Genomic DNA, 19,631 nt, shown 5'->3' with positions numbered 1-19,631 from the left:
TTATGCAGGCTCAGGAAAAAATAATGACAGTCGATGAGAATTACTTCACAGAGAAATATGGCTTAACCCGCACCCATTCAGAGGTGCTGTTCAGTGCGCAAAAGATTAAACCGGGTAAAACGCTGGATCTGGGCTGCGGCAATGGCCGTAACAGCCTCTATCTGGCAGCCAACGGTTACGATGTGACCGCGTGGGACAAGAACCCGATGAGCATCGATAATATCGAGCGCATCAAGGCGGAAGAAGGGATCGATAACCTCCAGACGGCGGTTAAAGATCTCAACAACCTGAGTTTTGACGGCGAATACGATTTCATTCTCTCCACCGTGGTGCTGATGTTCCTGGAGTCAAAAACCATCCCGGGACTTATTGCCAACATGCAGCGCTGCACAAAGCCGGGCGGCTACAACCTGATTGTTGCCGCCATGGATACGGCGGATTATCCGTGCACCGTCGGCTTCCCGTTTGCGTTTAAAACCGGCGAGCTGAGCAACTACTATGAAGGCTGGGAGTTGCTCAAATACAATGAAGACGTTGGCGAGCTGCACCGCACCGATGAAAACGGCAACCGCATCAAGCTGCGCTTTGCCACTATGCTGGCGCGCAAGCCCGCTTAACGGGCGGCCAGCAGGCAGATCTGCAGCGCAGTGTTGTAAGATGCCTCGAACGACGACAGCGGCAGGAATTCAAACTTCGAGTGGAAGTTATGCGCGCCGGTGAAGAAGTTCGGCGTGAGCAGCCCTTTTGCCGAGAGCGCCGCGCCGTCGGTCCCGCCGCGCATTGGCGTTGGTTTCGGCGTGATGCCGAGCGATTCCATCGCCTCAAACATCAGGTCGATAGCGCGCCTGTCTTCGCCAATCGCATTGCTAATATTGCTGTAGGTATCTTCAATGCGATAGTCGACCGTGGCCGTGGGATGTTGGGCGGCAATCAGCGCGGCAACGTCGGCAATCTGCTGCTTGCGGGCGGCAAAGCTGTCCTTGTCAAAGTCCCGGATATTGGCCTTAAGAACGGCCTCGTTCTGCCCGGCCTGAATGCCGTTAAACCAGATATAGCCTTCACGTCCCTCGGTGCACTCTGGCGTTTGCTGGCGGTCAAAATGGTTGATGTAGTCAGTCGCCATCAGCAGGGGATTCACCAGCACGCCTTTGGCGGACATCGGGTGCGCCGTCACGCCGGTAAAGCGGATCTCAGCGGCTGCCGCATTAAAGTTCTCGTAGACAATTTCGCCCAGCTCGCAGCAGTCAATGGTCCAGGCAAAGTCGACGTCGAAGCGCTTAAGATCCAGCGCTTTGGCACCGTTCAGGCCGATCTCTTCATCAGGCACAAATGCCACGACGATATCTCCATGCTGATGTTCAGCCGTCAGGTTTTCCAGCACCGTCATGACGACCGTGACCGCCGATTTATTATCCGCGCCCAATACGCTGGTTCCGTCGCTGAAAATAATCTCCTCATTTGGATAAGCCAGAATTTCAGGATGCTCTTTAACCCGCAGCCAGATGTCTTTTTCTTTATTCAGACAGAGATCTTCACCGGTAAAGGTTAATATTTGTGGATGAATATCCGGTGATAATCCCACGTCCACGGTATCAATATGGGTAATAAAGCCGATGCGCGGCGCACCGGCCACGTTGCCTTTTTTTACCGCCGTCACCGTGGCGAATTCATCAATCACAATGTCGTCTAACCCCAGCTGTGCCAGCTCCTGCGCCAGCTCCCGCGCCATGTCGTGCTGGCCCGGCGTTGAGGGCAGGGTTTTGACTTTGGGATCGCTCTGGCTGGTAATAGCGAGATAGCGGAAAAAACGGTGCGTTAATTGTCTGGAAAGCGGCGAGCCCATAGTGATTTGTTCCTTATTTATTTCTCGGGTGTTTGCCACATCACTTTAATGTTATTTATGAAATGGCAAAAGAATTAATTAGCCGTCGAATTAAAAAGACAGGAATAAATGATGAAAAGCAAACTCACAACTTTAGCGCTGGCACTCGCTGCACTCACGGTCAGTTCCACCGTTGCCGCGAAAACGCTGGTGTATTGCTCCGAAGGATCGCCGGAAAACTTTAATCCTCAGTTATACACCTCGGGAACCAGCGTGGACGCCAGCGCCGTGCCGGTCTATAACCGGCTGGTCGATTTCAAACCCGGCACCACGGAGCTGGTGCCGAGCCTGGCGGAGCGCTGGGAGGTCAGCGACGACGGCAAGGTTTATACCTTCCATTTGCGTAAAGGCGTCAAGTTCCAGAGCAATAAATCCTTCACGCCGACCCGCGACCTTAACGCCGACGACGTGATTTTCTCGTTTATGCGGCAGAAAGACGTGAATCATCCCTACCACAACGTCTCTAACGGCAGCTACTCCAACTTTGAAAGTCTGGAGTTTGGCAGTCTGATAACGAGCATTGATAAAGTTGATGACCACACCGTGCGCTTTACCCTGGCGCACCCGGAAGCGCCGTTTGTCGCCGATCTGGCATGGTATTTTGCCTCGATCCTTTCCGCGGAGTATGCCGACGCGATGCTAAAGGCAGGCACGCCGGAGAAGGTGGATATGGAGCCCATCGGCACCGGGCCGTTTAAGCTGGCGCAGTATCAGAAGGATTCACGGATCCTGTTTACGGCGTTCGCAGACTACTGGCAGGGGAAATCGAAGCTGGATCGGCTGGTGTTTAGCATCACACCCGATGCCTCCGTGCGTTTTGCCAAAATTGAGAAGAACGAATGTCAGGTGATGCCGTTCCCGAACCCGGCGGACCTGCCGCGCATGAAGGCGAACAAAGACATCAACCTGATGAGCAAAGCCGGACTTAACACCGGTTTTCTGGCTTTCAATACCCAAAAGCCGCCGCTGGATAACGTAAAAGTCCGTCAGGCGCTGGCGATGGCCATCAATAAACCGGCCATCATTGATGCCGTGTTCCACGGCACCGGCACCGCGGCGAAGAACCTGCTGCCGCCTGGCGTCTGGAGCGCCGACAGCGAGCTTAAGGATTACGATTACGATCCCGAAAAGGCGAAGGCGCTGCTGAAAGAGGCCGGTTTTGCCAACGGCGTGAGCGTCGACCTGTGGGCGATGCCGGTGCAGCGTCCGTACAATCCGAATGCGAAACGCATGGCGGAGATGATACAGGCCGACTGGGCGAAAGTTGGCGTACAGACCAAAATCGTCACCTACGAATGGGGCGAATACCTTAAGCGCGTGAAGGGCGGTGAACATCAGGCCGCGCTGATGGGCTGGACGACCGCAACGGGCGATCCCGACAACTTCTTTGGTCCGCTGTTTACCTGCACCTCGGCAAACGGCGGCTCAAATTCGGCGAAATGGTGCTATAAGCCCTTTGATAAAATTATTGCGGAAGCAAAATCAACGACCGACCGCGATAAGCGCGTGGCGCTGTATAAACAGGCTCAGCAGATGATGCATAACCAGATGCCCGCGGTGATGATTGCGCATTCAACCATTTTCGAACCGGTGCGCAAGGAGGTGACGGGCTATGAAATCGACCCGTTTGGCAAACATCTGTTCTGGCAACTGGATATAAATCAGTAATTTTTCACTGCCCGGCACGCCTCCGGGCAGTCTTTTCGCAATTTGTGCTCCCCGCATCATTTTTTGTCACAACAAACCCGCCCGTCTTTTGCTATAACTTCAAATGCATACTTGCAGATAACATGGAAAACTATCATGCGTACTCAAACTTTTTTTAAAGTTGCAGTGCTTACTGGTCTGTTGGCGCTGGCGGGCTGTTCTTCAAAAGTCGCCGCTCCCGAACAATACTCCGGCTTTTTAAAAGACTATTCAGGATTACAACAGACGACATCTGCGACGGGAAAACCAACGCTGCGTTGGGTTGACCCTTCCTATAACGAAGCGAATTACGACAGTATTCTCTGGACGCCGATTACTTATTATCCAACGCCAAAACCAACCACTCAAATTGGGCAAAAAACGCTTGATGAGCTGTTGAATTACACCAATACCAAAATGAAAACGGCTATTGGTACGCGTAAGCCAATTGTGACCACGCCGGGTAAACACAGCCTGATTTTCCGCGGTGCTATTACCGGGGTGAGTTCGCAGAAAGAGGGTCTGCAGTTCTATGAAGTGGTGCCGGTCGCGCTGGTGGTAGCGGGTACGCAGATGGCAACCGGGCATCGCACCATGGATACGCATCTCTTCTTTGAAGGCGAGCTGATCGATGCGGCCACCAACAAACCGGTCATGAAGGTGGTGCGTAAAGGCGAAGGTAAAGATCTGAACAACGAAAGTACGCCAATGACCTTTGCGACGCTGAAGCAGGTTGTTGATGATATGGCGACGGATGCCACCATGTTTGATGTGAAAAAACCCGCTAAATAAAATAAAACGGCCTGCGCATTGCAGGCCTTTTTATTTACGCCGTTCGTAAGCGCCTGAACCAGGTTTCTGGTTTGGTAAACATCACCATATTTCCCCCCAGAATCAGCACTAATCCCACAATACCGTTGATATGCCAGACGTAGCCCTCATACACCGTAGAGATGGACAACGCCACCAGCGGGAAGAGCAGTGTGCTGTAGGCCGCTTTGCCCGGACCAATGCGGCCCACCAGCGTGAAGTAGGCGCCAAAGGCAATGACCGAACCAAACAGCGCCAGATAGATCAGTGCGCCGACGTAGCTGAAGGTCCACTCTGGCGCGAAGCTGTCGCCTCTGAACAGGGCAATGCCGCCCATCACCAGCGTGCCGTAGAGCATCGCCCAGGCGTTGGTGGTCATGGTTTCAAGGCCTCTGCGCTGATGGCGCATGCTGATCATATTGCCCAGCGAGAAGCCGTAGGTGCCGAGCGCGGAAAGACCAATCCCGGTCAGGAGCGACGCGCTCCAGCCGCTGGCCAGCAGATCGTCCCAGAAGAGGGTAATTATCCCGACCAGCCCCAGTGCCGCCGCCGTCCAGAACCGTGCCGGCGGACGCTGCCCGAAGAAAATAAAGCTGTTAATGGCGTTATAGAGCACGGCCATGGAGAAGATCACCGATTCCAGCCCGGTGTTGATGTGCGAGGCTGCGGTGTAAAAGCACCAGAAGTTAAAGCAGAAAACGCAGCATCCCTGAAGCATGCAATAAAGGTGATCCCGCAGCGCCAGCTTGCGCAGGCGGCGCAGGGCGACTAACACCACCATCATCGTGAGGCTGGCGACGGCGAAGCGCCAGAAAATAGAGACGGGCGCGGCTACGGGGCCCTGCTGCAGGAAAATCGCAATCCAGGTGGTTCCCCAGATAACCACCACCAGTCCGTATAATAATGCGTTCATACTTTTTCTCTTCTCAAACCACGGAAGCCCGCAGTATGACGCTGAGATTCGCAACGGGCTTTCACCGGCTTGCGGGTGACTTGCAAAATCTTGCGCTTTTTTCTTCCAGGGGGACTGGCAACGGGAGACAACTCTTCTTAGACTGATATTCCAGTCAACCACGCGCTTACGGTTATGTCTCACGCTTACGATACCTTTGAAACGCTTTGCCAACAGAATGCGGTCCTGCGGGAAACCGTCTCGCTGAATTCGGGTATTCAGCTGGCAGCGTGGTACAACAAGCACGATACGATAACGGTAAAAAGTAACCATCATACCCTCAGCCTGTACGTGGCGGACGGCTACGAAAGCTATCAAAAAACGCCGGGCGGCTGGAAGAACGGCGGGGGACCGGACCGTTTCTGTTTGATGCCAAAAGAGAGCGAATCGACGTGGGATATCCGTGATGACCTGTCGTTTGTGCATCTCTACTGCACCGATGAACACCTGCGCGACGTTGGGGAAAAGATCTGGGACAAGCGGCCGCTTTCGCTGACGCTGGACGAGCGCATTTTTGGCAGCGATCCGAAGATCACCGCGCTGTATCGCCAGTTTTTGCTCGGCTGCGACTGGCAGCAGAATGCCAACCAGCTCACCCTGAGCACGGCCTCTACGCTGCTTCTGACCCATCTGCTGCAAAACTACTCTAACGTTCAGTGGAAGCTGCCGGTCGTCACCGGCGGGCTATCGCCGTTCGTGCTGCGCAACGTGCTGGCCTTTATCGAAGAGAACCTGGGCCAGCCCCTGACGCTGGCTGAACTGGCGGCGCAGGCCGCCCTCAGCGAATACCATTTTGCCCGCATGTTCCGCCAGTCGACGGGGCTGGCGCCGCATCAGTACGTGATGCAGAGGCGAATGGAAAAAGCGAAGGCCCTGGTGCAGCACACCTCGACGCCGCTGACGGACATCGCCCTTGCCTGCGGGTTTAACTCCGCCAGCCACTTCAGCAACCGCTTTCGCAGCGCGACGGGCATGACGCCTTCGCAGCTACGCGCGGCGAGCGCGTGAAAACAGGGCATAGCACACGCCGCCCAGCACCAGCCCCCAGAATGCCGAACCGATGCCGAGGATCGTGACGCCGCTCGCGGTCATCAGGAACGTGACGATGGCTGCGTCGCGCTCCGCTTCGTGATTCAGCGCCTGATATAAACTCCCGCTGATGGTGCCCAGCAGCGCCAGACCGGCGAGCGTCTGGATCCAGCTGAGCGGCAGAGCGGCCATCAGCCCGGTAATTGAACCGCCGAAAATCCCCGCCAGCAGATAAAACCCTCCGGCTGCGATGGCCGCCAGCCAGCGTTTATCGGCGTCCGGGTGCGCATCCGGGCTTTGACAAATGGCGGCAGTAATGGCCGCGATACAGATAGAAAAGACACCAAAAGGGGAAAGCAGCAGCGCCAGCGCCCCCGTAACGATGATGAGCGGAGAGACTGCCAGCGGGTAACCGGAGGCCTTCATCGTGGCGAAACCCGGCGCGTTTTGCGATGCCATGGTGACCAGGAAGAAGGGCACGCCAATACTCACCAGGCTGGTGAAGGTGAACGTGGGCGCAATAAACTCGGGCATCACAAGGGAGAGGGTGAGCTTATCAGTGACAACGTCACCTCCCGCCCATGCCACGATACCGCCGACCAGCAGCGTAACTAAGATGGCATAGCGTGGGGCCAGCGCTTTTGCTATCAACCACGCCGCAATCATGCTGCCGCACAGCAGAAAGTGTCCCTCAAGATGCGCAAACGCGTGCAGGCCAAACTGCAGCAACACCCCAGCCAGCATGGCGGCAGCAAGCGAATGGGGGATTAGCCTCATCAGACGGGCGAAGAGCCCGGTGATGCCGCACAGTAAAATGAGCGCGTTAGCAAAGATGAACACGCCGATCGTTTCAGCCAGCGTCACGCCGTGCAGGCTGGTGGCGAGCAGCGCCGCGCCGGGCGTCGACCAGGCGGTCAGCACCGGCGCTTTGTACCACCAGGAAAGCGCCAGCGTGCTGACACCCATCCCTATCCCCAGCGCGGTCATCCAGCCCGCAATCTGCTGTGCGCTGGCGCCTGCCGCAGCGGCGGCCTGCCAGATGATGGCGGCCGAGCTGGCGTAACCGACCAGCACGGCGACAAATCCAGCCAGTGCGACTGGAACAAGGTGAGAGGAAGGGCGCATGGAAACTCCGTTGTGCGTTATAACGTCCGACATAAGGTAGCACTGTGCGCTATAGCGTACAAGTGGTATGCTGGTCGCCATCAGGAGGGAACATGGACATCACACTACATCTTGCAACCACGCTGAAAACGCTGCGCCAGGCGCGCGGCTGGAGTTTGTCGAAGCTCGCGGACGAGACCGGCGTGTCAAAAGCCATGCTGGGGCAAATCGAGCGCAATGAATCCAGCCCGACAGTGTCGACGCTGTGGAAAATTGCCACAGGACTGAACGTTCCGTTTTCCGCGTTCATCACGCCGGAGGCGGATCGGCATGCGGTGTTTGACCCGCAGCAGCAGGCGATGGTGGTTAAACCGCTCTTTCCGTGGGACGAGACGCTCGGGTTTGATTATTTCTCCATTACGCTAGCGCCCGGCGCGCTGAGTGAATCCACGCCGCATGAGGCCGGGGTGATTGAACATGTGGTGGTGGTCAACGGCGAGCTGGAGATGAAGCTTGACGGCAAATGGCAGACGATTTCTGCCGATTCGGGCGTCCGTTTTGCCGGTGATAAACCGCACGCCTACCGCAACAGCAGCGACCGGACGGTGCATTTTCACTCCCTGATTCATTATCCCCGCTGACGCTACGCAAAACTGTTTCGCTGACGCATACTTCTGACTACAATAGCCGCCATTTTGACCATAACGGATAACGACGAAGTATGCGCCTGCAATCCCATCATCTTGAACTTTTAAGCCCGGCCCGCGACGCCGCCATTGCCCGTGAAGCGATCCTTCACGGCGCTGACGCCGTCTACATTGGTGGCCCTGGCTTCGGTGCCCGCCATAACGCCAGCAACAGCCTGAGCGATATTGCTGAACTGGTGCCGTTCGCCCACCGTTTCGGGGCGAAAGTGTTCGTGACCCTGAACACCATTCTTCATGATGATGAGCTGGAGCCTGCGCAACGTCTGATTACCGATCTCTACCAGACCGGCGTTGATGCCCTGATTGTTCAGGACATGGGCGTGCTTGAGCTGGATATTCCCCCCATTGAGCTCCATGCCAGTACCCAGTGTGATATCCGCACGGTCGAGAAAGCGAAGTTTCTCTCCGATGTCGGCTTTTCGCAGATCGTTCTGGCGCGCGAGCTGAACCTGAATCAGATCCGCGATATTCACCAGGCGACCGACGCGACGATTGAATTCTTTATCCACGGCGCGCTCTGCGTTGCCTATTCCGGTCAGTGCAATATTTCCCACGCGCAGACGGGCCGCAGCGCCAACCGCGGCGACTGTTCTCAGGCCTGCCGTCTGCCGTATACCCTGAAAGACGATCAGGGCCGCGTCGTGGCGTTCGAAAAACACCTGCTCTCCATGAAGGATAACGATCAGACGGCCAACCTGGGCGCGCTGATCGACGCGGGCGTGCGTTCCTTCAAGATTGAAGGACGCTACAAAGATATGAGCTACGTGAAGAACATCACCGCGCACTATCGCCAGATGCTGGACGCCATCATCGAAGATCGCGGCGACCTGGCGCGCGCGTCGGCCGGTCGCACCGAGCATTTCTTTATTCCGTCGACGGACAAAACGTTCCACCGCGGCAGTACGGACTATTTTGTGAATGCCCGTAAAGGGGATATCGGCGCGTTTGACTCACCGAAGTTTATCGGTTTACCGGTCGGTGAAGTGCTGAAAGTGGCGAAAGATCACCTGGATGTTGAAGTGACGGAACCGCTGGCAAACGGCGATGGCCTTAACGTGATGATTAAGCGTGAAGTCGTGGGCTTCCGCGCCAATACGGTGGAGAAAACCGGCGAGAACCGCTACCGCGTATGGCCGAATGAAATGCCCGCCGATCTCTACAAGGCGCGGCCGAACGCGGCGCTTAACCGTAACCTCGATCATAACTGGCAGCAGGCGCTGCTGAAAACCTCCAGCGAACGTCGTATCGCCGTGGATATTGAGCTGGGCGGCTGGGAAGAGCAGTTGATTCTGACCATGACATGTGAAGACGGCATCAGCGTGACGCATACGCTCGATGGCCTGTTCGAGGTGGCAAACAACGCGGAAAAAGCGCTTAACAGCCTGAAGGATGGCGTGGCGAAGCTGGGCCAGACGATTTACTACGCGCGCGCAATCGACGTGAATCTGCCGGACGCGCTGTTCGTGCCAAACAGCCTGCTTAACGCGTTCCGCCGTGAAACGGCAGAGATGCTGGACGCCGCGCGCCTGGCACAGTATCCACGCGGCAGCCGTAAAGCCGAAGCCGTCCCTGCGCCAGTATACCCTGACACCCATTTATCCTTCCTCGCCAACGTCTACAACCATAAAGCCCGTGAATTCTATCATCGCCACGGGGTGCAGCTGATAGACGCAGCCTATGAAGCGCATGAAGAGAAGGGCGATGTGCCGGTGATGATCACCAAGCACTGCCTCCGCTTTGCGTTTAACCTGTGTCCTAAGCAGGCGAAAGGGAACATTAAGAGCTGGAAGGCCACACCGATGCAGCTGGTCAACGGTGACGAAGTGCTGACCCTCAAGTTCGACTGCCGTCCATGTGAAATGCATGTGATTGGCAAGATGAAAAACCACATCTTCAAAATGCCGCAGCCCGGCAGTATCGTGGCGTCCGTGAGCCCTGACGATCTGATGAAAACCCTGCCAAAACGCAAGGGCAGCTAATTACCGAACGTGCGTGTCCGGTTTGCGCGATTTCTGCCACAGGTGGTGTTCGCGCAAACCCTCCGCCGACTCCTCCGCAGCGCTTCGTAACTCATCGCTGTCGGCTTCATGACGAAGCTGATGCCCCACATTCTTTACCCATACATATTCATGTCCTTTGTGCCCGGCCATCAGCTGGCCTGAAAACAGCGCACAGATAAGCATAACGAGAGATAACCCTTTTTTAATCATGGATTCACCGCTATAAAATAATACGGGATAATCATGACGATTATTTTTTAGCGTTATTATTCAAAAAATAAAATTCACGCAAAGAAAATGTCAAAAAATGTGGTTTTTTAATAATGATTAAGATATTTCCTAAAAATCATTATGGACTTTGTAAACTCCCATTTCTTGTCCACAATGGATATTCATATTAAGGATAAATCTTATATAATAGTTGTCTTGGGCTAAGGAATAGGTCATTTATAAATGAAAAAAATAATAGCGCTTGCGCTTCTGGCGATTGCTGTTGGGGGCGTTGCCGTGGTTCGTTATGCAGCTAATGACGAACCAGAATATATCCGGTCTGCAGAGATTCGCGTCGGTTCCTATTTAACCAGCGATTATGGTGGCGTTGACTGCGCCAGCAAAAAAGTGAACGATCTGCGTTGGGAATTAGATTGCACTCATCAAGCAAGAGGGAAAACATTCCAGTTCGCTGTGTATCCCTCTGAAAAAGCACCTTATGGTGTCGCACGCTCCTTTTATCTTGAAGCCATTAATGACGACGCCAGACAGAGCGCAGAGCAGGGCCTTATGCGTTATTTACAGATCAATACCCATGCAGGTTAATAAGGTTGTTTAGCGTTCGTTAAGACAACAAGTGTTAGGTTGTATGGGATCCGCAGCCCGGCCATGGAGTGTCGGGACGTAGAGAACAAAATACAAATCTATCCATGCAAGCATTTACCGCCATTTTTGGCGGTTTTTTTTTGCGCCGGATATCTCGGTGGGTTTATGGCGTCAGCCGATAGTGGAGAGGGGGTCGTCCGTGCAGGCATTATTTAGTGGCGAACCCTCAACCATTAGCGGGCCGTACCAGGACGTGAAAATTGTTTGCGATACTGGGCCGGGGAAAGCGCGAACTGCTGGCGAAAATGATGGCGCAGTGTCGACGCCTGACCAAACCCGGTCTGTTCAGCAATGCTGTCGATACTTAACCGGCTGCTTTCCAGATAATCTTTTGCTCTCAGCAGGCGCTCATTGATCAACCAGCGTGCGGGCGTCGTTCCCGTTGCTGCCTCGAAGCGACGAAGGAAAGTACGCTGGCTCATACCGACCCGACGCGCCAGCGAGTCGACGCTGTGCGCCTCGATAAGATGCGTATGCAGAAAATCAAACAGCTGGCCGAGACGCTGGCTTTCCCGCAGCTGCGCCACCGGGCGGCTCAGCTGCTGCGGCTGAGAACCATCCCTGTGAGGGGGAATGACCAGCCGACGCGCCACGCTGTTGGCGGTTTCCATGCCATAATCCCGACGCACAACGTGCAGGCAGAGATCGATCCCCGCCGCGCTGCCCGCGGAGGTCAGTATATCGCCCTCGTCCTGGTAGAGCACATCCTCAACCACGTCGATGTCAGGGTAACGGGCTTTTAGCGCGTCAAGGTAGCGCCAGTGCGTCGTGGCTTTACGTCCGCTCAGCAGCCCCGAGGCGGCCAGCACAAAAACGCCCGAGCAGATAGAGAGCAGCTGACACCCGCGCGCGCTGGCCTGACGCAATGCGCCGCAAAGCGCCTCCGGAACCGGCGAGTCCAGTCCCCGCCAGCCCGGAACAACGATCAGGTCGGCAGACTCAAGCAGGGTGATATCCCCGTCGGTAATAATGCGGATCCCGCCCGTCGCCCGGAGTTCACCGCTGTCAACGCCCGCCACCTCAAAACGATACCATTCGTCCCCAAGCTCGGGACGCGGCAGGCCGAAGATCTCCACCGCTACGCCAAACTCAAAGGTACACAGACCGTCATACGCCAGCACGACCACTTTCGGGCGGGGAATTTGTCTTAAGTTTGTCATCTTTTTGCTGTTTTCTGGCATGAGCGAACGCATTCACGGGCTGAATTTGTGGATAGAGTAGTGTTAACACAAACGCCAAAGATGAGGAAGGATCATGAGCTATGTTACTGAATTTCCGGCTGCCGAGCCGCAGGAAGCCGTTACCCATTTTCTGCGTCGCCTGAGCGTCGAGACCGACTGTGCCGATGTGCATCACGCCATCGCAAATAATGAGCAGGATTTCGTGCTGCTGCACGTGGTGGGAAGCCCGGAGCAGTTTGCCCGCCGTCACGTGCCCGGCGCATTGCACCTGCCGCGGAGCCAGATGACCGCCGAGCGCATGGCCCAATGGCCCGAAGGCACGCTGTTCGTTGTCTACTGCGCAGGACCGCACTGCAACGGCGCGGACAGAGCCGCGCTGAAGCTGGCGCGTCTCGGGCTGCCGGTCAAAATCATGCTCGGAGGCATCACCGGCTGGGAAGATGAAAAGTTCGCCTTTGCCAGCAGCGAAACCGCCGCCGCCCTGTGAACATGAATTTTTTTCAACACCCGTGAAATTTTCTCGTTTGCCGGAATACAACAGGTATGACATTGTTTTTGGACATTTAGACATCCAGAAGTCTAAAACTTCAAATGATGAATTATCACTGTTGGCAATTACCGCCGGCAGACCGAGGAGATTTTCATGCAACGACACCACGCCCCGTACCGCGCCGATGTAGTCGGCAGTTTTTTACGCCCGGATGCCATCAAGCAGGCGCGCCAGAAGTTCGCCAGCGGCGAAATTGATGCCGAACAGCTTCGCGCGGTAGAGGATGACGCCATCCGCCACGTCGTTGAGCAGCAGTGCGCGTGCGGGCTGAACGTGGTCACCGACGGCGAGTTCCGCCGCGCCTGGTGGCACTTCGACTTCTTCGACGGTCTGCAGGGCGTTGAGCGTTACGATTCACAGCAGGGTATACAGTTCAACGGAGTACAAACCAAAGCCCACGGCGTGCGCGTGACCGGCAAGCTGGGCTTCGGCGAGCATCCGATGCTCGAAGATTTCCGTTACCTGAAAAGCATCAGCGGCAATGCTCAGCCGAAAATGACCATTCCCAGCCCGAGCGTGCTGCATTTCCGTGGAGGCCGTAAAGATATTGACGCCACTGTGTATCCGGACCTGAACGTCTATTTTGACGATCTGGCGACCACCTGGCGCGACGCCATCCGCGCATTCTACGACGCGGGCTGCCGGTACCTGCAGTTGGATGACACCGTCTGGGCCTACCTCTGTTCGGACGATCAGCGTCGTCAGATCCGCGAGCGCGGCGATGATGCCGACGAGCTGGCGCGCATCTATGCCCGCGTCCTGAACAAGGCGCTGGAAGGCAAGCCGGACGATCTGACCATCGGGCTGCACGTCTGTCGCGGTAACTTCCGTTCAACCTGGATTTCCGAAGGCGGCTATGAGCCGGTGGCGGAAGTGCTGTTCGGGACGGTCAACGTTGACGCGTTCTTCCTTGAATATGATAACGACCGCAGCGGCGATTTCGCGCCATTGCGCTTTGTTCGCCCGGGCAAGCAGCAGGTGGTGCTGGGCCTGATTACCACGAAAAACGGCGAGCTGGAGAACCCTGAGGGTGTTAAAGCCCGTCTGGAAGAGGCGGCGAAATTCGTGGCAAAAGAGCAAATTTGCCTCAGCCCGCAGTGCGGCTTTGCTTCGACCGAAGAGGGCAACAGCCTGAGCGAAACCCAGCAGTGGGACAAAGTCCGTCTGGTCACGCAGATCGCCAGCGAAGTCTGGTAAAACCTCCTCCTCAGCGCTGCATTATAAAAGTGCAGCGCTGTGCCATTCTGAGACGTTCTCTTTACATCCTGCGTTCCACCTCCTGCAATAGCGCTTCCTCCATTCTGGCATCCTTTTTGCTCCTGCTTCGCTGAGACATTTTTCCCGCGTCCATGCCGTAACGGACGCTTTCGCACAGCGTTCTTTTTCAGGAGTGAAAATATGCAGCGTCGTACCTTATTAAAAGCCTTTGCGTTATCCGCGTCCGTTGCGGCGATGGGAATGAGTTTTGGCGTGCAGGCGGCCGACACCATCAAAGTGGGGATCATGCACTCTCTTTCCGGCACCATGGCGATCTCCGAAACCCCGCTAAAGGACGTCGCGCTGATGACCATCGACGAGATCAACGCCAAAGGCGGCGTGCTGGGCAAGAAGCTGGAGCCGGTGGTGGTGGATCCGGCCTCCAACTGGCCGCTGTTTGCCGAGAAAGCGCGTCAGCTCTTGAGTCAGGATAAAGTGGCGGTAGTGTTCGGCTGCTGGACGTCGGTTTCGCGCAAATCCGTACTGCCGGTGTTCGAGGAGCTGAACGGCCTGCTGTTCTACCCGGTGCAGTACGAAGGCGAAGAGATGTCGCCGAACGTCTTCTATACCGGCGCGGCGCCGAACCAGCAGGCCATCCCGGCGGTGGAATACCTGATGAGCGAAGACGGTGGTGCGGCGAAGCGCTTCTTCCTGCTGGGAACCGATTACGTCTACCCGCGCACCACCAACAAGATCCTGCGCGCCTTCCTGCACTCGAAAGGGGTTGAGGATAAGGACATTGAAGAGGTTTATACCCCGTTTGGCCATAGCGACTATCAGACCATCGTCGCCAACATCAAGAAATTCTCCGCAGGCGGCAAAACCGCCGTGGTGTCGACCATCAACGGGGATTCCAACGTGCCGTTCTACAAAGAGCTGGCTAACCAGGGGCTGAAGGCGACGGACGTGCCGGTAGTCGCGTTCTCCGTGGGCGAAGAAGAGCTGCGCGGGATCGACACCAAGCCGCTGGTCGGCAACCTGGCCGCGTGGAACTACTTTGAATCCGTCGATAACCCGACCAACCAGGCCTTCGTAGCGGATTACAGAGCCTATGCCAAAGCGCATAAGCTGCCGAACGCCGATACCGTAGTGACCAACGACCCGATGGAAGCCACCTACGTGGGCATCCATATGTGGGCGCAGGCGGTGGAAAAAGCGGGCACTACCGACGTGGATAAAGTGCGTGCGGCAATGGCCGGGCAGTCCTTTAAGGCGCCGTCTGGCTTTACGCTCACCATGGACGCCACCAACCACCATCTGCATAAGCCGGTCATGATCGGCGAAATCGAAGGCAACGGCCAGTTTAACGTGGTGTGGCAGACGGAGCAGCCGGTACGCGCCCAGCCGTGGAGCCCGTTCATTGCCGGGAATGATAAAAAACCCGACCAGCCGATGAAAACCGCCAGTAACTGAGCCATCACCGCAGGGAGAAAGCCATGAACCTCATACGCATGCTTGTCGCGCTTGTATGGCTTACCGGACTGCTGCCAGGGATGGCGCAGGCATCGGATGCCGATCGTTTTGTTGCCGCCAGCCGCAGCCAGCAGGCGGAACTGCTGACGCAGTGGGCCGCGTCGCCGGATGCGGCAAGGTTGCCGCTGCTCCAGGCGTTGCAAAAGGAAAATCTGTATACCGACAGCCAAAAGCACGCTTTTGCGCAGCGCAATGGTCAACTGGTGTCGCTCGGTGATGCTCAGGCGGCCGAAGGGGCGACCAAAGCCGTTCGTCTGACCAACCGGCTGCGCGTGCTGGCCGCCACGGCCATCGCAACGCATCAGCTTGTAAGTGACAGCGTCACAGAAAGGCGAGCAGCGGCACGTCAGCTTCAGCGGGATGCCCAGCCCGATATGCTCGCTTTTCTGGAAAAGCGGGTAAACGATGAAACGGACGCGGTGGCACGTCAGGCGCTTTTACTGGCGGTGGCAAATCTCCAGCTGGCCAGCCCGCAGGCAGAGGTGCGCCGCAAGGCCGTCGAATTATTAGGGCAGTCTGACGACCCGGACGTGGAGTCCAGACTTACCCCGTTTACTCAGGCACAGACAGAGCCGGATCCCGGGGTGCGCGCCGCCGCGCAGGAGAGTCTTAGCCAGGTCCAGCATCGACTAATGTGGGGCGATCTGCTGGGCCAGGCGTTTATGGGGCTGTCCCTGGGGTCGGTTCTGCTGCTGGCGGCGCTGGGGCTTGCCATTACCTACGGCCTGCTGGGCGTCATTAATATGGCGCACGGCGAGATGCTGATGCTGGGCGCGTATGCCACATGGATGGTGCAGCAGGCGATGGCCGGGCTTGCGCCCCAGTGGCTGGCGCTCTATCCCGTTATCGCGCTGCCGGTCGCGTTCTGCCTGACGGCGGGCATCGGGATGGTGCTGGAGCGCACAGTGATCCGCCATTTGTACGGTCGCCCGCTGGAAACGCTGCTGGCAACGTGGGGGATCAGCCTGATGCTTATCCAGCTGGTGCGCATGACGTTTGGTGCCCAGAACCTGGAGGTCGCCAACCCGGCGTGGCTGTCCGGCGGGGTGCAGGTTTTTGCCAACCTCACGCTGCCGTGGAACCGGATTGTGGTGCTGGGATTCGTGCTGCTGGTGCTGTTCTTTACCTGGCTCATTCTGAATAAAACGCGTCTGGGGCTCAACGTGCGGGCGGTGACGCAGAACCGCAGCATGGCCGCCTGCTGCGGGGTACCGACAGGTCGCGTCGATATGCTGGCGTTTGGGCTTGGCTCAGGGATTGCCGGGTTAGGCGGCGTAGCGCTATCGCAGCTCGGTAACGTCGGGCCGGAGCTGGGCCAGGGCTATATCATTGACTCTTTCCTCGTGGTCGTTCTTGGTGGCGTAGGCCAGCTGGCAGGCAGCGTGGCCGCGGCCTTTGGTCTGGGCATTTTCAATAAAATTCTTGAACCGCAGATGGGCGCGGTGCTGGGCAAGATCGTGATTCTGGTGGCGATCGTGCTGTTTATTCAGAAACGCCCCCAGGGGCTGTTTGCGCTGAAAGGGAGGGTGATTGACTGATGAGCCAGCCGCTGACCTTAACGCTGGCGCGCAAAGCGCCGCGCACAACGCAACTTGCAGGCAGCCTGCTGGTGGTGTGTCTGCTGATATTACCGTTTTTCGCCTTACTGCCTGCGACGCATCCGCTGGCGCTGTCGACCTGGATGCTGACGCTGATTGGCAAGATCCTCTGCTATGCCATCGTTGCGGTGGCGCTGGATCTGGTTTGGGGCTATGCCGGGATGCTGTCTCTTGGACACGGCATCTTCTTCGCGCTGGGCGGCTATGCAATGGGGATGTACCTGATGCGCCAGGCCGCGGGTGACGGTCTTCCTGCGTTTATGTCGTTTCTCTCCTGGAGCGAGCTGCCGTGGTTCTGGTGGGGAACCCAGCATTTTGCCTGGGCGCTGGTGCTGATTGTCATGGTGCCGGGCCTGCTGGCGCTGGTGTTTGGCTGGTTTGCCTTCCGCTCAAAGATCAAAGGGGTCTACTTCTCGATTATGACCCAGGCGCTGACCTATGCCGGGATGTTGCTGTTCTTTCGCAACGAAACCGGTTTTGGCGGCAATAACGGTTTTACCGGCTTCACCACGCTGCTCGGGTTTTCGGTGACTGAAACGACCACCCGTATCGCGCTGTTTCTGGCGACCGTGCTGTTGCTGATTCTGGCGTTAGGCACCGGATTTGCGCTGGCGAAGAGCAAGTTTGGCCGCATCCTGACCGCCGTTCGCGACGCCGAAAATCGCCTGACGTTTTGCGGCTACGATCCGCGCGGCTTCAAGCTGCTGGTATGGACGCTCTCTGCCGTGCTGTGCGGCCTGGCGGGGGCGCTGTACGTCCCGCAGGTGGGCATTATCAACCCTGGCGAAATGTCACCGACGAACTCGATTGAAGCCGCGATCTGGGTGGCGCTGGGCGGTCGCGGCACGCTGGTCGGGCCGGTGATTGGCGCGGCGCTGGTGAACGGTGCAAAGAGCGTCTTCACCGTCGCGATGCCGGAATACTGGCAGCTGTTTCTGGGATTAATTTTTATCGCCGTCACGCTGTTTTTACCGCGCGGCGTCTACGGTCTGTTTCGAAAGGGAGATAAATAATGCAGCCAGCCGAAGGGTTATTTACCCGCCAGTTGCCCGGCGATCGTTACCGTGAACAGACCGACCCGGTGCTTCAGCTTGAGGCGATTAACGTCAATTTTGATGGATTTCAGGCCCTGACGGATCTCTCGCTAAATATCGGCGTGGGCGAGCTGCGCTGCGTGATTGGCCCTAACGGAGCCGGTAAAACCACGCTGATGGACGTCATCACCGGCAAAACGCGGCCAAAGAGCGGCAGGGCGATTTACGATCAGTCCATCGACCTGACCGCGCTGGAGCCTGCGGCCATCGCCCGCCAGGGGATCGGGCGTAAATTCCAGAAACCCACCGTTTTTGAAGCGCTGACGGTGTGGGAAAACCTGGAGATCGCCATGAAAACCGATAAATCCGTCTGGGCGAGCCTGCGGGCAACGCTCAACGGTGAACAGCGCGACCGCATTGATGAGATGCTGGTTTTGCTGCGCCTCAGCGGCGAGCGGGACCGCCGCGCCGGGCTGCTTTCGCACGGGCAAAAGCAGTTTCTGGAAATCGGGATGCTTCTGGTGCAGGACCCGCACCTGCTGCTGCTGGATGAACCGGCCGCCGGGATGACCGACGCGGAAACGGAATACACCGCCGAGCTGTTCAAAACGCTGGCGGGTAAGCACTCCCTGATGGTGGTGGAGCACGATATGGGTTTTGTTGAAACCATTGCCGATCATGTGACGGTGCTGCATCAGGGACGCGTGCTGGCGGAAGGTTCGCTTCGCGAGGTGCAGGCCAATGAGCAGGTGATTGAGGTCTATCTGGGACGTTAGGGAGCGATGATGCTACAGGTCAACGAACTGAATCAGTATTACGGCGGAAGCCATATCCTGCGCGGCGTGAGCTTTGAGGCCGTCACCGGCGAAGTCACCTGCCTGCTGGGGCGCAACGGCGTCGGGAAAACCACGCTGCTGAAGTGTCTGATGGGGCTGATCCCGGCGAAAACCGGGGAGATCGTCTGGCAGGGTAAAAAGATCACTAACAGCAGGCCGCACCAGCGGGTGCAGTCTGGCGTGGCGTACGTCCCGCAGGGCCGCGAGATTTTCCCGCGCCTGACCGTGGAGGAGAACCTGCTGCTGGGGCTGTCGCGATTTTCCGCCCGCGAGGCGAAGCAGGTGCCGGACGAGATCTGGCAGCTGTTTCCGGTGCTTAAAGAGATGAAGCAGCGTCGCGGGGGTGACCTCTCCGGTGGACAGCAGCAGCAGCTGGCGATTGGTCGCGCCCTGGCGAGCCGCCCGCAGCTGCTGATTCTGGACGAGCCAACCGAAGGCATACAGCCGTCGGTGATTAAAGAGATTGGCCAGGTGATCCGCACCCTGGCGGACCGGGGGGATATGGCGATCCTGCTGGTTGAGCAATTTTACGACTTTGCCGCCGAGCTGGCCGACAGCTACCTGCTAATGTCGCGCGGCACGATTATTCAGCGCGGACGGGGTGAAAACATGGAGCAGGAGGGCGTTCGCGGGCTGGTTGCGATCTGAAATGTTAT

General features: G+C 57.0%; 19 protein-coding genes. 14 read left to right on the top strand and 5 right to left on the bottom strand.

Annotated elements, in window-relative coordinates:
* Positions 1-2: 2 nt before the first annotated feature.
* Positions 3-617 carry a tellurite resistance methyltransferase TehB gene (gene tehB / locus V4835_RS12155; RefSeq protein ID WP_331414123.1) on the top strand — a complete coding sequence of 205 codons (615 nt, stop codon included), beginning with the start codon at positions 3-5 and terminating at the stop codon, positions 615-617.
* Here tehB and pepT read toward each other — a convergent pair.
* On the bottom strand, positions 614-1,843 hold the full coding sequence (gene pepT / locus V4835_RS12150; protein ID WP_331412308.1) for a peptidase T: 1,230 nt from the start codon (positions 1,841-1,843) through the stop codon (positions 614-616). The genes tehB and pepT overlap by 4 nt on opposite strands.
* A gap of 111 nt (positions 1,844-1,954) precedes the next feature.
* Here pepT and V4835_RS12145 point away from each other — a divergent pair, with 111 nt between their 5' ends.
* Entirely contained in the window at positions 1,955-3,550 is a 1,596-nt protein-coding gene (locus V4835_RS12145) for an ABC transporter substrate-binding protein (protein ID WP_331412307.1), read from the top strand.
* A gap of 135 nt (positions 3,551-3,685) precedes the next feature.
* Positions 3,686-4,360, top strand: a complete 675-nt coding sequence (locus V4835_RS12140) for a DUF3313 domain-containing protein (RefSeq protein WP_032657106.1) — start codon at positions 3,686-3,688, stop codon at positions 4,358-4,360.
* 34 nt (positions 4,361-4,394) lie between these two features.
* On the opposite strand, the gene V4835_RS12135 is transcribed toward V4835_RS12140, so the two are convergent.
* Positions 4,395-5,291, bottom strand: a complete 897-nt coding sequence (locus tag V4835_RS12135; RefSeq protein WP_331412306.1) for a DMT family transporter — start codon at positions 5,289-5,291, stop codon at positions 4,395-4,397.
* Positions 5,292-5,465: 174 nt separating this feature from the next.
* On the opposite strand from V4835_RS12135, the gene V4835_RS12130 reads away from it, so the two are divergent.
* Complete coding sequence (locus V4835_RS12130) at positions 5,466-6,338, top strand: helix-turn-helix transcriptional regulator (protein WP_032642978.1); 873 nt, start codon at positions 5,466-5,468, stop codon at positions 6,336-6,338.
* On the opposite strand, the gene V4835_RS12125 is transcribed toward V4835_RS12130, so the two are convergent.
* A complete protein-coding gene (locus tag V4835_RS12125; RefSeq protein WP_331412305.1) occupies positions 6,318-7,484 on the bottom strand; it encodes a benzoate/H(+) symporter BenE family transporter in 1,167 nt (388 codons plus the stop codon). The genes V4835_RS12130 and V4835_RS12125 overlap by 21 nt on opposite strands.
* 92 nt (positions 7,485-7,576) lie before the next feature.
* On the opposite strand from V4835_RS12125, the gene V4835_RS12120 reads away from it, so the two are divergent.
* Together V4835_RS12120 and V4835_RS12115 are read left to right on the top strand one after the other, a co-directional pair.
* Positions 7,577-8,104 (top strand): helix-turn-helix domain-containing protein, encoded by a 528-nt coding sequence (locus V4835_RS12120; protein WP_331412304.1) that lies wholly within the window; start codon positions 7,577-7,579, stop codon positions 8,102-8,104.
* Positions 8,105-8,184: 80 nt separating this feature from the next.
* Positions 8,185-10,149, top strand: a complete 1,965-nt coding sequence (locus tag V4835_RS12115; protein WP_023335684.1) for a peptidase U32 family protein — start codon at positions 8,185-8,187, stop codon at positions 10,147-10,149.
* On the opposite strand, the gene V4835_RS12110 is transcribed toward V4835_RS12115, so the two are convergent.
* Positions 10,150-10,380, bottom strand: coding sequence for a DUF2554 family protein (locus V4835_RS12110; RefSeq protein WP_331412303.1), 231 nt, complete (start codon positions 10,378-10,380; stop codon positions 10,150-10,152).
* Positions 10,381-10,623: 243 nt separating this feature from the next.
* On the opposite strand from V4835_RS12110, the gene V4835_RS12105 reads away from it, so the two are divergent.
* Positions 10,624-10,986 (top strand): hypothetical protein, encoded by a 363-nt coding sequence (locus tag V4835_RS12105; RefSeq protein ID WP_331412302.1) that lies wholly within the window; start codon positions 10,624-10,626, stop codon positions 10,984-10,986.
* Between the two features lie 233 nt (positions 10,987-11,219).
* On the opposite strand, the gene ftrA is transcribed toward V4835_RS12105, so the two are convergent.
* The gene (gene ftrA, locus V4835_RS12100; RefSeq protein ID WP_331412301.1) at positions 11,220-12,227 is read right to left on the bottom strand and encodes a transcriptional regulator FtrA; all 1,008 of its coding nucleotides are present in this window, start codon (positions 12,225-12,227) and stop codon (positions 11,220-11,222) included.
* A 73-nt stretch (positions 12,228-12,300) separates the two neighbouring features.
* On the opposite strand from ftrA, the gene V4835_RS12095 reads away from it, so the two are divergent.
* The 7 genes from V4835_RS12095 (at position 12,301) to urtE (ending at position 19,623) form a co-directional block, all read left to right on the top strand.
* Positions 12,301-12,714, top strand: coding sequence for a rhodanese-like domain-containing protein (locus V4835_RS12095; protein WP_331412300.1), 414 nt, complete (start codon positions 12,301-12,303; stop codon positions 12,712-12,714).
* Positions 12,715-12,870: 156 nt separating this feature from the next.
* Complete coding sequence (locus V4835_RS12090; protein WP_331412299.1) at positions 12,871-13,974, top strand: cobalamin-independent methionine synthase II family protein; 1,104 nt, start codon at positions 12,871-12,873, stop codon at positions 13,972-13,974.
* 201 nt (positions 13,975-14,175) lie between these two features.
* Positions 14,176-15,447 carry an urea ABC transporter substrate-binding protein gene (gene urtA, locus V4835_RS12085; protein WP_331412298.1) on the top strand — a complete coding sequence of 424 codons (1,272 nt, stop codon included), beginning with the start codon at positions 14,176-14,178 and terminating at the stop codon, positions 15,445-15,447.
* Positions 15,448-15,470: 23 nt separating this feature from the next.
* Complete coding sequence (urtB, locus tag V4835_RS12080) at positions 15,471-17,045, top strand: urea ABC transporter permease subunit UrtB (RefSeq protein ID WP_331412297.1); 1,575 nt, start codon at positions 15,471-15,473, stop codon at positions 17,043-17,045.
* The gene (urtC, locus tag V4835_RS12075; RefSeq protein ID WP_331412296.1) at positions 17,045-18,118 is read left to right on the top strand and encodes an urea ABC transporter permease subunit UrtC; all 1,074 of its coding nucleotides are present in this window, start codon (positions 17,045-17,047) and stop codon (positions 18,116-18,118) included. The genes urtB and urtC overlap by 1 nt, the downstream gene beginning before the upstream one ends.
* Positions 18,118-18,915, top strand: coding sequence for an urea ABC transporter ATP-binding protein UrtD (gene urtD / locus V4835_RS12070; RefSeq protein WP_063142793.1), 798 nt, complete (start codon positions 18,118-18,120; stop codon positions 18,913-18,915). Before urtC ends, urtD begins: the two co-directional genes overlap by 1 nt.
* A gap of 9 nt (positions 18,916-18,924) precedes the next feature.
* Positions 18,925-19,623, top strand: a complete 699-nt coding sequence (urtE, locus tag V4835_RS12065; protein WP_331412295.1) for an urea ABC transporter ATP-binding subunit UrtE — start codon at positions 18,925-18,927, stop codon at positions 19,621-19,623.
* The last annotated feature ends 8 nt before the right edge of the window (positions 19,624-19,631 follow it).

The organism is Enterobacter cloacae complex sp. CARB60 (genome assembly GCF_036487345.1).
Classification (GTDB): domain Bacteria; phylum Pseudomonadota; class Gammaproteobacteria; order Enterobacterales; family Enterobacteriaceae; genus Enterobacter; species Enterobacter asburiae_D.
This window is presented reverse-complemented; position numbering and strand designations above follow the sequence as displayed.

What these genes read in the sequence shown, in the direction of transcription:
- tehB (WP_331414123.1), top strand. Translation starts at nt 3, where the DNA reads ATGCAGGCTCAGGAAAAAATAATGACAGTCGATGAGAATTACTTCACA.
- pepT (WP_331412308.1), bottom strand. Translation starts at nt 1,843, where the DNA reads ATGGGCTCGCCGCTTTCCAGACAATTAACGCACCGTTTTTTCCGCTAT.
- V4835_RS12145 (WP_331412307.1), top strand. Translation starts at nt 1,955, where the DNA reads ATGAAAAGCAAACTCACAACTTTAGCGCTGGCACTCGCTGCACTCACG.
- V4835_RS12140 (WP_032657106.1), top strand. Translation starts at nt 3,686, where the DNA reads ATGCGTACTCAAACTTTTTTTAAAGTTGCAGTGCTTACTGGTCTGTTG.
- V4835_RS12135 (WP_331412306.1), bottom strand. Translation starts at nt 5,291, where the DNA reads ATGAACGCATTATTATACGGACTGGTGGTGGTTATCTGGGGAACCACC.
- V4835_RS12130 (WP_032642978.1), top strand. Translation starts at nt 5,466, where the DNA reads ATGTCTCACGCTTACGATACCTTTGAAACGCTTTGCCAACAGAATGCG.
- V4835_RS12125 (WP_331412305.1), bottom strand. Translation starts at nt 7,484, where the DNA reads ATGCGCCCTTCCTCTCACCTTGTTCCAGTCGCACTGGCTGGATTTGTC.
- V4835_RS12120 (WP_331412304.1), top strand. Translation starts at nt 7,577, where the DNA reads ATGGACATCACACTACATCTTGCAACCACGCTGAAAACGCTGCGCCAG.
- V4835_RS12115 (WP_023335684.1), top strand. Translation starts at nt 8,185, where the DNA reads ATGCGCCTGCAATCCCATCATCTTGAACTTTTAAGCCCGGCCCGCGAC.
- V4835_RS12110 (WP_331412303.1), bottom strand. Translation starts at nt 10,380, where the DNA reads ATGATTAAAAAAGGGTTATCTCTCGTTATGCTTATCTGTGCGCTGTTT.
- V4835_RS12105 (WP_331412302.1), top strand. Translation starts at nt 10,624, where the DNA reads ATGAAAAAAATAATAGCGCTTGCGCTTCTGGCGATTGCTGTTGGGGGC.
- ftrA (WP_331412301.1), bottom strand. Translation starts at nt 12,227, where the DNA reads ATGCCAGAAAACAGCAAAAAGATGACAAACTTAAGACAAATTCCCCGC.
- V4835_RS12095 (WP_331412300.1), top strand. Translation starts at nt 12,301, where the DNA reads ATGAGCTATGTTACTGAATTTCCGGCTGCCGAGCCGCAGGAAGCCGTT.
- V4835_RS12090 (WP_331412299.1), top strand. Translation starts at nt 12,871, where the DNA reads ATGCAACGACACCACGCCCCGTACCGCGCCGATGTAGTCGGCAGTTTT.
- urtA (WP_331412298.1), top strand. Translation starts at nt 14,176, where the DNA reads ATGCAGCGTCGTACCTTATTAAAAGCCTTTGCGTTATCCGCGTCCGTT.
- urtB (WP_331412297.1), top strand. Translation starts at nt 15,471, where the DNA reads ATGAACCTCATACGCATGCTTGTCGCGCTTGTATGGCTTACCGGACTG.
- urtC (WP_331412296.1), top strand. Translation starts at nt 17,045, where the DNA reads ATGAGCCAGCCGCTGACCTTAACGCTGGCGCGCAAAGCGCCGCGCACA.
- urtD (WP_063142793.1), top strand. Translation starts at nt 18,118, where the DNA reads ATGCAGCCAGCCGAAGGGTTATTTACCCGCCAGTTGCCCGGCGATCGT.
- urtE (WP_331412295.1), top strand. Translation starts at nt 18,925, where the DNA reads ATGCTACAGGTCAACGAACTGAATCAGTATTACGGCGGAAGCCATATC.